The organism is Dyella sp. RRB7, from assembly GCF_022761115.1.
GTDB lineage: Bacteria > Pseudomonadota > Gammaproteobacteria > Xanthomonadales > Rhodanobacteraceae > Dyella.
In genome coordinates, this window is sequence record NZ_JAKWJS010000009.1 from 64,126 (window position 1) to 76,179 (window position 12,054).

Genomic DNA, 12,054 nt, shown 5'->3' on the forward strand with positions numbered 1-12,054 from the left:
AGAAATCCCGGTAGCCGTTGCGGTGGATGACCGCGACGGTCACCGAGCTACCGGGAAGGATCGCTCACCCAGTCGAGATAGGCCTGGTGGCCCTGCGTCACCGGCACCGCGATCAGCTCCGGCAATTCATAGGGGTGCAGCGCCAGGATGCGCTCCTTCAGGGCGGCGAAGCGGGCTTCGGTGGTCTTGATGAGCAGCAACTCCTCGCTGTCCGTGGTCACCGCGCCTTTCCAGCGATAGGTGGAACGGATGCCGGGCAGGTGGTTGACGCAGGCCGCCAGGCCTTCGCCCACCACCGCCTCGGCCAGGGCCTGGGCGCTGGCGGCATCGGGGCAGCTGCAATAGCAGAGCAGGACGGGATCGGGCATCAGGGCTTCACCGACATCAGGCCATAGTGGGCGAATTTTTCCAGCACCTCGGTGATTTCCCCGTCAGTCAGCAGCACCGGCTTGCCGACCTGCCGCGCCAGGGCGTATTGCCGGGCCAGGTTTTCCACCTCGATGGCGCGCCACATGGCCTGCGCCAGGGTGGTGCCGGTGGCGAGCATGCCGTGGTTGGCCATCAGGCAGGCCAGGCGTCCCTCCAGCGCCTGCAATACCGCGTCGGACAAGGCCTGGGTGCCGTAGGTGTGGTAATCGGCGCAGCGGATCGAATCGCCGCCGCCCACGGCGATCATGTAGTGCGCGGCGGGAATGGCCAGGCGGCACATCGCCAGCGCGGTGCTGTACGGCGGGTGCACGTGCACCACGGCGTGGACGTCGGGGCGGGCGGCATAGATATCGCGATGAAAGCGCCACTCGCTGGACGGGCGCAGCGGATGCGCGTAATGCCCGGCCATGTCCACCAGCACGACGTCGTCCGCGGCCAGACCCTCGTAAGGCGTGCCGCTGGGCGTGATCAGGAAGCCCGCCCCGCAGCGGGCGCTCAGGTTGCCCGAGGTGCCCTGGCTCAGGCCGGAAGCGGCCAGCTTCGCCCCCTGGGCGACGATGTCCTTGCGTAGCGTCAGCTCGGCGCTCACTGCCTTGGCGACCCGGATGGTGTGGCGGGCCGCCATCGTCGTCGCTCCCGGCGCGGCTGTCGATAGGGGCGGCTGGAGGGCCTGGGGTGTGCAATTTTCCCTGTCCGGGCTCTTGAAAGCCCTCCATGGCCCCCCATTAGTGAACTCAGCCATCGGACCGGCGCCTCTTGCAGGGGGGCTTTGCGTCGTTAGAATTGGCACTCACCTCCGGGGAGTGCTAACAAGCGCCAGCATAGGCGTCGCTCCGGGGTACCACTTTTGTCCAACCCATCCAACCAAGCTGGAGCCCACCCATGAGCAAACTGCGTCCGCTGCACGATCGCGTCATCGTCAAGCGTCTCGAAGAAGAGCGCGTCTCCGCTGGCGGCATCGTCATCCCCGACAGCGCCACCGAAAAGCCGACCCGCGGCAAGGTCATCGCTGCCGGTGCTGGCCGCATCCTGGAAGACGGCAAGGTCCGCCCGATGTCGGTGAAGGAAGGCGACACCGTGCTGTTCGGCAAGTACGCCGGCCAGGAAATCAAGATCGACGGCGAAGAGCTGGTCTTCCTCAAGGAAGACGACATCGTCGCGGTGATCGAAGGCTAAGCAGCCTCTCCCGCACCTCTTCCCCTACCTACCGAATTCGAAGGAATACACAAAATGGCAGCTAAAGAAGTCCGCTTCGGCGAAGATGTACGCGCACGCATGCTCAAGGGTGTGAACACCCTGGCCAATGCGGTCAAGGTCACGCTGGGTCCGAAGGGCCGCAACGTGGTGATCGAAAAGAGCTTCGGCGCCCCGACGGTGACCAAGGACGGCGTGTCCGTCGCCAAGGAAATCGAACTGGCCGACAAGTACGAGAACATCGGCGCCCAGATCGTCAAGGAAGCCGCTTCCAAGACCTCCGACGTGGCCGGCGACGGCACCACCACCGCCACCGTGCTGGCCCAGGCGTTCATCCAGGAAGGCCTCAAGGCCGTCGCCGCCGGCATGAACCCGATGGACCTCAAGCGCGGTATCGACCACGCCGTGTCCACCGCCGTGGCCGAGCTGAAGAAGCTCTCCAACCCGACCGCTGACGACAAGGCCATTGCCCAGGTCGGCACCATCTCGGCCAACTCCGATGCCAACATCGGCGACATCATCGCCACCGCGATGAAGAAGGTCGGCAAGGAAGGCGTGATCACGGTCGAGGAAGGCTCGGGCCTGGACAACGAACTGGACGTGGTCGAGGGCATGCAGTTCGACCGCGGCTACCTGTCGCCGTACTTCATCAACAACCAGCAGTCGCAGCAGGTTGAGCTGGACGACCCGTTCATCCTCATCCACGACAAGAAGGTCTCCAACGTCCGCGAGCTGCTGCCGGTGCTGGAAGCCGTCGCCAAGGCCGGCAAGCCGCTGCTGATCGTGGCCGAGGAAGTCGAGGGCGAAGCCCTGGCCACCCTGGTGGTCAACACCATCCGTGGCATCGTCAAGGTTGCCGCCGTGAAGGCGCCGGGCTTCGGCGACCGTCGCAAGGCCATCCTGGAAGACATCGCCATCCTCACCAATGGCGTGGTGATCTCCGAGGAAGTGGGCCTGGCGCTGGAGAAGGCGACCATCAATGACCTGGGCCGCGCCAAGCGCGTGGTGATCACCAAGGAAAACACCACCATCATCGACGGCGCCGGCGAAGCCGAGCGCATCCAGTCGCGCATCGCCCAGATCAAGGCGCAGATCGAAGAGACCTCTTCGGACTACGACCGCGAGAAGCTGCAGGAGCGCGTGGCCAAGCTGGCTGGCGGCGTGGCCGTCATCAAGGTCGGTGCCGCCACCGAAGTCGAGATGAAGGAAAAGAAGGCCCGCGTCGAAGACGCCCTGCACGCGACCCGCGCAGCCGTTGAGGAAGGCGTGGTGCCGGGCGGTGGCGTGGCGCTGATCCGCTCGCTGAAGGCGCTGGAAGGCCTGAAGGGTCAGAACACCGACCAGGACCTGGGCATCGCCATCACCCGTCGCGCGCTGGAAGCCCCGCTGCGCGCCATCGTCGCCAATGCCGGCGAAGAGCCGTCCGTCGTCCTCAACAAGGTGAAGGAAGGCAACGGCAACTTCGGCTACAACGCGGCCACCGGCGAGTTCGGCGACATGATCGCCTTCGGCATCCTGGACCCGACCAAGGTCACCCGTTCGGCGCTGCAGTTCGCCGCCTCGGTGGCCGGCTCCATCATCACGACCGAAGCGGCCGTGACCGAAGTGCCGAAGAAGGAAGAAGGCCATTCGCACGGTGCGCCGGGCGGCATGGGTGGCATGGGCGGCATGGACTTCTAAGTCCGGCTCTCCAACGCCTAGCTACGAAGAAAACCCCGCCTCGCGCGGGGTTTTCTTTTGGGCGCACGCAGGCGGGCGTTCACGCCCAGCGCGATGCGCAAAAACATGCGAGGGGCCGCCTTGATCTTGCCGTGCAGCGTGTTGCCGCATACGCGGATGGGACGTCCGATTCATGCTAATTTGCGGGCTCGTTTTCGTGTCCGCGCAGTGAGAAGTTGGTGACCCGACGCAACGCCCATCGACGATGGATAGCCTGGCTGGCGATGCTGGCCATGGCGCTCATCGTGGTGATGCCGGCCGTTTCGCGCGTCATGCCGATGGACGCGCCGATGCCGGGCGCCATGATGGGCATGGGTGCCGCCTGTCCCGACCATGGGGCGGGCATGACGCATGCCGGTACGCCTGATCGTGCCCCTGCCCATGCCGCCGACCGGTGCGGCTACTGCGTCCTGTTCGACCACCATTCGGTGCTTGCCTCGGGCAAGCTGCTGCACCAGCTGCCGGTGGCACCCGGCGTGGCCGTGCCGGTGGTCGCCGCGGTCGATGATGCGTATGCGTCGCCGATCCTGAGCGCACATCCTCGCGGACCGCCGCGCCTGGGCTAACGAGGCAGCAATCGGGCCGCAGCGTCGTCGCCGCGGACGTTTGCCTTTATCTCAACGCCATCGTTTCCCTGCGAAAGCCACGCCGTAGCGTCATGCGCTGCCGGGTGTGGCATGCCGCAGGGTGACATGGCTGCCCCCATTCAACGCGAGCCATCGCGATGGCCGCGTCCCGTCCAGGAACTCATTCATGCGCGTCATGAATCCAAAAGGCATGCCTGTTCGTCGAAGCTTGGATCTTGGTCCAAGGTTGCCACGCCCATCCATGCGATCAGCCCGATCGCTGGCCGCGATCACCGGCCTGTTCGCCGTCGGCTTGCTCCCGCAGCTTGCCCACGCCTGCGCCACCTGCGGCTGCACGCTCAGTACCGATGCCGCCACGGGCTATTCCACCGAGTCCGGCTGGCGCATCAATGTGGACTACACCTTCATCGACCAGGACCAGTTGCGTCACGGCAGCAGCAAGGCGTCGCCGGAGCAGGTGGTGAACCAGCCGTCCGATCCGTCGCTCGGTGGCGGTGAAATCGAGAAAGGCACCATCAATCGCTACATCAATATCGGGGCTACCTATCGCTTCAACGCGGACTGGGGCGTGACCTTCGTGGTGCCCTACGTGCTGCGCGACCACTCCACCTACGGCACGCAACTGCAGCCCTACACACCCGCGGATACCGCGCCGGACCAGGTCAGCAGTGCGCACGTGGCGGGCATCGGCGATGCCAAGATCCTGGCGAGCTACCAGGGCTTTTTGCCCACGCACAACTTCGGTGTGCAGTTCGGCATCAAGCTGCCCACCGGCCACTACGGCGGCCAGGACGACGATGGCAACTTCGTCGGCCATCCCACCACGTTCAACAGCGGGCCGGGCCTCGGCCAGTCGCTCGACACCAGCCTGCAGGCCGGCACCGGCAGTACCGACCTGATCGTCGGTGCGTATTACTTCCAGCCGGTGAGCCAGAATTTCGATGCCTTCGTCAACGGACAATTCCAGGCGGCGGTCAGCGAGCGGCTGGATACGCCGGGTGGCGACTATCGGCCGGGCAATCTCGCCTCGGTGAGCTTTGGCCTGCGTTATGAAGCGCATGCCAACTGGGTGCCGCAGGTACAGGTCAACTGGTTCCACAAGAGCGCGGACCAGGGCGCGCTGGCCGATACCCCGGATACGGAGGGCACGGTGGCCTACCTGAGTCCGGGCATCAGCGGCAGCCTGAGCAAGAATGTGCAGCTGTACGCCTTCGTGCAGGTGCCGATCTATAGCCATCTGCAGGGTTACCAGCTGTTTCCGGGCTGGACGGGCACGGTGGGCATCAGCATGAAGATCTGATCCGGGACCCTGCCTTTCGCGCGTTGCCGCGCCATCGCGGCAGCGCTTTCATCCATGAGTTCGCGACGTTTGCCATGCCCCGTGTTGTTGCCCGTTGTCTGATTTGCCTGCGTGCCGTGCTGATGCTGGCGGCATTCGCCGGTGCCGTGCACGCCAACGACCTGGTCATTGGCGAAGCGGCACCACCGATCACGCTGCATACGCTCGACGGCAAAAACATCGACCTGGGCGAACTGCGCGGCAAGGTGGTGATCGTGACGTTCTGGGCCACCTGGTGCGATCCCTGCCGGGAGGAACTGCCGCTGCTTTCGCGCTATGCGCAGGCCCACGCGGCGCAGGGCCTGGTGGTGCTTGGCTTCAGCCTCGATGAGCCCGATCGGCTCGAGCAGGTGCGCTCGGTGGCGAGCACCCTGAGCTTTCCGGTGGGCTTGCTGGGCGATCCGCATGTGCCGGGTTACGGTCGCATCTGGCATCTGCCGGTAAGCTTCACCGTCGACCGCAACGGCCGGCTGGTCGACAACGGCTGGAAGGACAAGCAGCCCGCGTGGACGGCCGAGCGATTGGATCAGGTGGTCACGCCCTTGCTCGGGACGGCACGTTAGCTGGCGTCGCGTCCGGCGATACCGGCGTGGTCGAGGCCTCGCTACGATGAGGGCTCCGGCCACCTCTGAAGCGCCCCATGCTCACCGTCCATCATCTGAACAACTCCCGCTCGCAGCGCGTGCTGTGGCTGCTTGAAGAGCTTGGGGTGCCTTACGAGATCAAGCGCTACCAGCGCGATCGCAAGACCATGCTCGCACCGCCCGAATTGCGCGCCATCCATCCGCTGGGCAAGTCGCCGGTGGTGGTCGACGAAGGGCTGACCCTGGCCGAGTCCGGCGCGATCATCGACTACCTGGTGGATCGCTACGGAGCCGGCCGCCTGGCACCCGCGGCGGGTACCCCCGAGCGCCTGCGCTACACCTACTGGCTGCACTACGCGGAAGGCTCGGCCATGCCGCCGCTGTTGCTCAAGCTGGTGGCCTCGCGCATCGCCAGCGCGCCGATGCCGTTCTTCGCCAGGCCGATCGCCCGCAAGATCGCCGGCACGCTGCAGGCGGGTTTTGTCGACCCGCAACTGAAGCTGCATCTGTCGTATATCAACGATGCCCTGGCCGGGACTGGCTGGTTCGTGGGCGACACGTTCAGTGCCGCCGATATCCAGATGAGTTTCCCGCTGGAGGCCGCCAGCGCACGCAGCGGCCTGATGGCCCCGTGTCCGCACATCACCGCCTTTGTCGAGCGCATCCGCCAGCGCCCCGCTTACCAGCGCGCCCTGCAGCGCGGCGGCCCCTATGACCTGTTGGGCTGAACCGGGCGGCAGCCCCGGGGAACGCCTTGCGTGGCCGGCCGATGCGCCGGCCATTTCCGTTTTGGGGTGCTCGCACGTCATAGCTCCCGTCACAGTCACTACGCGGATCGCGCGCCTTGAACGAACGGAATCTACTGCCAGGGGAGGATCCCCTGGACGCCGACCTGGTATTCGCTGCAAGCGGCTGCGCCTTCGCGGCGCAACGCTCCCTGGAGCGCGAGTGGCAGCCGGCGAGGGCAGTGGACCCGCGGGTGGCTGGACATGGGGAGACTATTGCCACGGACGGCACCTTTTCACCGACGTTGTGGTGGCGCTCGCTGCGCGACCGCAGCGATTGGATTGGCCATCCCTGCCAGCGGGCGGTACAGGCCGCCAAGTACCTGCTGCGCGCCGCCTGCCTGCCCGGGCGGCACCAGCGCTTCCTGGCGTTTCTCGCCAGCCACAAGTTGCTGCGTGCCTGCGTGGCGTGCGATCCGCGCCTGCAGGAACGCCACCTGCATCGCTTCATCAATCGGCACTGGCATCGCGCCACGCGCCTGGACAGCCTGCACTGTCACTATCGCTACCTGCTGGAACGGCTGCCGCCGGACGTGTTCGAGGCGATCTATGTCAACGGTCGCGCCACGCTGGGCGAACTGGTGTTGAAGGACGGCAGCACCTTGCTGCTGCATCTGCGCCCGCCGATCTACATGGGTTGCGAAGGCGAGCTGTGCATCGAACTCAGCGAGGCCAACGGCCATTCGCTCTATCGCCTGGTGCTGACGGTGATCGACGACCAGCCCAGCATGGCGATCGGCTGTATCCAGGGGCCCGATGGCGAGCATGCCCGTGCGCGGGTGCGCGAGCTCACTCGCCTGATGTATGGCATGCGCCCGAAGCAGCTGATGCTGGTGCTGGCCTATGCGTTCGCGGGGCAATATGGCATCCGCCGCATTCTCGCGGTCGGCAACGCGGCACATCCGCTGCGCCAGCGACGCCTGTTCCATGCGGACTACGATGCGTTCTGGCAGGAGCAGGGCGGGGTGGCGCGTGAACACGGCTGGTTCGAGCTGCCCGCCACCTTGCATCACCGTACCGAAGCGGAGGTGGCCAGTCGCCATCGCGCCGAATTCCGCCGCCGCGCCGACCTGCGCTGGCAGGCCGTGCAGCTGTTGAACAACGCGTTGTACCACCTGCCGTGGTGGCTCGACGCGGCGGCGGCGAACGACGCGGTAGAATCGCCCCATTCGCTTCCGCCAGGCTTCAGGGAAGCATCGTGGACAAGCTAGCCAAAGCCCCCGCCAACGGTGGCGTGAATCTGGACCCGGCGCACGCCATGCGCATCGCGGCGTTGTTCAGCGAGCACAACCGCGCGCTGGTCGCGTTCCTGCAATGCCGTCTCAACTCGCTGTCCGACGCCCAGGAGGTTGCGCAGGAAGCCTATGTGCGCCTGGTGACGCTGGAGCGTCCCGAGCAGGTGGATTCGTTGCGGGCCTACCTGTTCCGCATCGCCTCCAACCTGGCGGTCGACCGGCTGCGCATGCGCAAGGTGCGCAACGACCATCCGATCGTGCCGCCGGAAGAGGACCTGCATGCCGCGCCCATTCCCGAGCGCCACGTCGTCGCCGCGCGACAGCTGCACGAAGTACACAAGGCACTGCGTGAACTGCCGGCCAAGACCGGCCGCGCCTTTGTCATGCACGTCATCGACGGCTGTGACGTTGGCGTCATAGCGCGTGCGATGAAGATCAGCGAGCGCATGGTGCGCTATCACGTTGCCAACGCCCTGGCGCATTGCCGGGCGCGGGTCGACGAACTGGAGATGCCATGATGGCCGACACCCCGAACCAACAGACCTTGAATATCGCCGCTGACTGGTGGATGCGCCTGCGCGATCCCTCGGCGACCGAGCGGACGACTGAGCAATGGTTGGCCTGGACGGCCGAAGATGCCAGTCACCTTACGGCATTCGAGCGCGTCACCGAGCTGGCCGCGAAGCTGGGCACGCTCAACGACATCACGCGCGCGCAACTGCTCGCCGAGTTCGCGCCACCGCTGGCCACTTCGCGGCGCTGGCTGCCGCTGGCCGCCGCCGCAGCGGTCGCGGCGGTGGTGTTGCTGGGTGGCTATCTGACCTGGCTGGGCGGCGATGGCCGCGCGGCGGCGCAGGTCTACAGCAGCGCCGTGGCCGGCCGTCGCGACGTCACCCTCGAGGATGGCTCGCGCGTGACCCTGGGCGGCGCGACGCGCCTGACCACGCGCTATAGCCGCGACCAGCGCCTGGTGGAACTGGCCGAAGGCGAGGCGTATTTCGAGGTGGTGCACAATGCCAGGCGGCCCTTCGTGGTCCGCGTGGGCAAGCTCACCATCCATGATGTCGGCACGGCGTTCGACGTGCGGCGCACCGGCGAGCGCGTGACGGTGAGCATGGCGGAAGGTCGCGTGCGCATCTTCGATCAGGTCGACGGCAAGGGCGGTGGCCTGGAGGCCGTGGCCGGTCAGGCGGTGTCCTACGACCCGTCCCGTTCGGCCATGCGCGTGTCGAGCACCGACCCCGCCCAGGCGGCGGCGTGGCGCGATGATCGGCTGGAGTTCGACAACGAGCCGCTGGCCGTGGTGGTCGCCAACATCAATCGCTACAGCGCGCGGCCGGTTCGCATCGTCGACGCCGATATCGCGCCGCTGACCTTCACCGGCACGGTGCGCACCGATGCCATCGATGATTGGCTGCATGCCTTGCCGCAGGTGCTGCCGCTGAAAGTCAGCGAGGTGGGCGGGCAGACCGTGCTGTCGGATGCGCGTGGAGCCTCCTCGCGCTGAACGTTCGCGGGCCTGCGTTTCGCAAGGCCGGTGTAAGCCGGCATCGGCGGCGCATGCGGCGCTGTCATGAGGTGATGCGGACATGTCACACTCGCGGCTTTCGCTCGGGGAGAAGCGAACGTCATGAGGGTGGCTGCGCCGTTGCTGATCGGTTGCCTGGCAGTGGGCCTGGTGGCGCCTGGCGCCGCGTGGGCCGAGGCTCGCGACGCCGCTGACGAGGTTCGCGTCGATTTCAGCATTCCCGCGCAGCCGCTGGCCACCGCGCTGATCGCCTTCGGCAAGCAGGCCAACGTGCAGGTGCTCACCGCCGGCAGTGCGATTGCCGGGTTTCGCTCCGCCGGGGTTACCGGGAGCTTTTCCGATGCCGAGGCATTGAGCCATCTGCTGCAGGGCACCGGCCTGGGCTTCGAGTTTCCCGACGCCCGCACGGTGGTGGTGAAGCCCCCCGCGCCCGCGGCGACCGCTGCGGCTGCCCATGCTGCGAACAATCTCCAGGTGAAGGAACTGACGCCGGTGCAGGCCGATGCGTTGGTCGGGCAGGATGTGGGCTTCATGGCGACGCTTACCAGTACCGCTTCGCGCAACGATGCCGACCTGATCGATGTGCCGCAGTCGGTCAGCATCGTCACCCGCGAGCTGATGGATTCGCAGCAGGTACTGACCGTGGCCGATGCCGTGCGCAACGTGGCCGGCGTGCAATACATCGATGGTTCGGACGGCCTGCCACTGTTCCAGATCCGCGGCTTCTATGCCGGCAATGGCCTGACCGACGGCATGCCCAACAGTATCGCGGGATCGGGCGACTACCCGCCGCTGGTCGGCTTGCAACGGGTGGAGGTGCTCAAGGGTCCCCAATCGATCCTGGGCGATACCACCGGCAACAGCTTCGGTGGCCTGGTCAACGTCACCGTCAAGCAGCCGCAAAGCGATCCGGTGCGGGAATTCAGCTATACCTTGGGCGAGCAGGGCGAAACACAGGCTGCGCTGGATCTGGCCGGCCCGCTGGGCCACACGCCAGGGTTGAGTTATCGCCTGGTGGTGTCCGGCGAGTATGCCGAGCGCACGCCGCAGGGTTATGGCGAGCGGCGCAGCGCGTATCTCGCACCATCGATCGCCTGGCGCAACGCGACCACGCAGCTGGTGGTGGGCGTGCAGCGCATCCTCAACCGCCTGCCGGTGCCCGATCATGTGGTACTGCTGGGCAATACCCTGTCGTCGGCCTCGCCCTTCGGACTGCTGCCGGGCAATCCGAGCGATGACGCCAACTACCAGACCAACCGGCTCTATTACCTGCTGGATCAGCAGCTGGGTGATACCTGGACCTGGCGCAGTCGCGGCCAGTACGTGCAACAGCACAATGACCAGAAGAGCTGGACGCTGTACAACCCGCAGGCCAACGGCGATGTCGACGCCTGGGCCGAGTCGTATCGCTACAACGACGCGTACTACTCGCTGCAGAACGACCTGATCGGCGTGTTCGACGCGGGCGCGCTCACGCATACGGTGACGGTGGGCTTCGACTACTCGCGCTCGCATATCGGTCGCAGTGACGACTATCTGCATCCCTATGATGATGGCGTGTACAACCTGTTCACCAGCGGCCGGCTGGCCACCGTGCAATCGGTGATCGAGGCGACTGACGACGAGCCGTTGGCCGGCACCCACTGGTCGGTCGACAGCGGTCTGTTTCTGCAGGACCAGCTCAACCTGGGCGAGCATTGGGATGTGCTGGTAGCACTGCGCCGCGCGGCCTATCAGGTATCGACCGACGATGAGGCCGGCAACCCATGGACGCCGCGGCGTACCAAATGGGTGCCCAACGCCGGCGTGGTCTACAAGCTCACCCCCGATATCGCCTTCTACGGCGGCACCGCCAGCGGCTTCCAGCCAGTGTCCTACCTGGGTGACAACGGCCGTCCGCTGGTGCCGGCACTGTCGCGGCAACTGGAAGCCGGCGCCAAGTTCAACCTGTTCGACGAGCGCGCGCGGCTGACCGTTTCGCTGTATCGCATCATGCTCGACCACAGCTATGTGCTGGTCGAGGAACAGCCACCGTTCTTCGGCTCGCTGGGTCCCGGCCAGACCAATCGCGGCGTGGAGGTGGAGTTCGTCGGCCAGCTCCGCCCCGGGCTGGAACTGAGCAGCAGCTACACCAACGCGCAGATCACCAACCACGATGGCACCCAGGCCACCGGTGCGCCGCGGCAGCGCTTCAACCTGTGGGCCAGCTACTGGTTCCAGGGGGCGGCATGGCAGGGCTGGGGCGTGGCGGGCGGCGTGACGGCACGCAGCCGTTCGCTGGGACAGATGTCCGACTACACCACCTACTTCCCCTCGCCGGGGCAGGCCGAGCTTGACGCCAACGTGTCGTATCGCACCCATGGCTGGCGCGTCACGCTGGGGGTGAAAAACCTGCTCGCGCGCCGCCTTTACGCCGACGATTTCGACGAAACCTTCGTGCCCGTGCGCGTCCGCCGCGGCGTGCTGTTGAGCGGCAGCTACGACTTCTAGTCTTCCCACGCCCATTTTCCACACGCCCGCCGCGCGCATTTCCGTTTCGTGACACCCGAACGTCTAGGTAGTCGGGGCAGGAGATGGCGGCCGAGCCGGCGCGACCGCGATCGATCCATCGACAACACAAGCCGGCGATGCATCGTCACGACATGGAGAGGGGA

Annotated in this window: 12 protein-coding genes; 10 read left to right on the top strand and 2 right to left on the bottom strand. The window is 66.2% G+C overall.

Annotated elements, in window-relative coordinates; genetic code table 11:
• Nucleotides 1–47: 47 nt before the first annotated feature.
• A complete protein-coding gene (gene cutA / locus MJ606_RS17245) occupies nt 48–368 on the bottom strand; it encodes a divalent-cation tolerance protein CutA (protein WP_243050791.1) in 321 nt (106 codons plus the stop codon).
• The gene (locus MJ606_RS17250) at nt 368–1,054 is read right to left on the bottom strand and encodes a class II aldolase/adducin family protein (RefSeq protein ID WP_243050792.1); all 687 of its coding nucleotides are present in this window, start codon (nt 1,052–1,054) and stop codon (nt 368–370) included. Before MJ606_RS17250 ends, cutA begins: the two co-directional genes overlap by 1 nt.
• Before the next feature lie 257 nt (nt 1,055–1,311).
• Here MJ606_RS17250 and groES point away from each other — a divergent pair, with 257 nt between their 5' ends.
• The 10 genes from groES (at nt 1,312) to MJ606_RS17300 (ending at nt 11,890) form a co-directional block, all read left to right on the top strand.
• Entirely contained in the window at nt 1,312–1,605 is a 294-nt protein-coding gene (groES, locus tag MJ606_RS17255; protein WP_038623202.1) for a co-chaperone GroES, read from the top strand.
• Between the two features lie 54 nt (nt 1,606–1,659).
• Entirely contained in the window at nt 1,660–3,303 is a 1,644-nt protein-coding gene (gene groL, locus MJ606_RS17260; protein WP_243050793.1) for a chaperonin GroEL, read from the top strand.
• 218 nt (nt 3,304–3,521) lie between these two features.
• Complete coding sequence (locus tag MJ606_RS17265) at nt 3,522–3,908, top strand: DUF2946 domain-containing protein (protein WP_243050794.1); 387 nt, start codon at nt 3,522–3,524, stop codon at nt 3,906–3,908.
• 262 nt (nt 3,909–4,170) lie between these two features.
• Nucleotides 4,171–5,229 carry a transporter gene (locus tag MJ606_RS17270; RefSeq protein WP_243050795.1) on the top strand — a complete coding sequence of 353 codons (1,059 nt, stop codon included), beginning with the start codon at nt 4,171–4,173 and terminating at the stop codon, nt 5,227–5,229.
• Nucleotides 5,230–5,303: 74 nt separating this feature from the next.
• Nucleotides 5,304–5,831, top strand: a complete 528-nt coding sequence (locus tag MJ606_RS17275) for a TlpA disulfide reductase family protein (RefSeq protein WP_243050796.1) — start codon at nt 5,304–5,306, stop codon at nt 5,829–5,831.
• Nucleotides 5,832–5,908: 77 nt separating this feature from the next.
• Nucleotides 5,909–6,580 carry a glutathione S-transferase gene (locus tag MJ606_RS17280; RefSeq protein WP_243050797.1) on the top strand — a complete coding sequence of 224 codons (672 nt, stop codon included), beginning with the start codon at nt 5,909–5,911 and terminating at the stop codon, nt 6,578–6,580.
• 116 nt (nt 6,581–6,696) lie between these two features.
• Complete coding sequence (locus MJ606_RS17285) at nt 6,697–7,848, top strand: DUF535 family protein (RefSeq protein WP_243050798.1); 1,152 nt, start codon at nt 6,697–6,699, stop codon at nt 7,846–7,848.
• Nucleotides 7,836–8,390, top strand: coding sequence for a sigma-70 family RNA polymerase sigma factor (locus MJ606_RS17290; RefSeq protein ID WP_243050799.1), 555 nt, complete (start codon nt 7,836–7,838; stop codon nt 8,388–8,390). The genes MJ606_RS17285 and MJ606_RS17290 overlap by 13 nt, the downstream gene beginning before the upstream one ends.
• Nucleotides 8,387–9,379, top strand: a complete 993-nt coding sequence (locus tag MJ606_RS17295; protein ID WP_243050800.1) for a FecR domain-containing protein — start codon at nt 8,387–8,389, stop codon at nt 9,377–9,379. Before MJ606_RS17290 ends, MJ606_RS17295 begins: the two co-directional genes overlap by 4 nt.
• 123 nt (nt 9,380–9,502) lie before the next feature.
• Entirely contained in the window at nt 9,503–11,890 is a 2,388-nt protein-coding gene (locus tag MJ606_RS17300; protein ID WP_243050801.1) for a TonB-dependent receptor, read from the top strand.
• Nucleotides 11,891–12,054 lie beyond the last annotated feature (164 nt).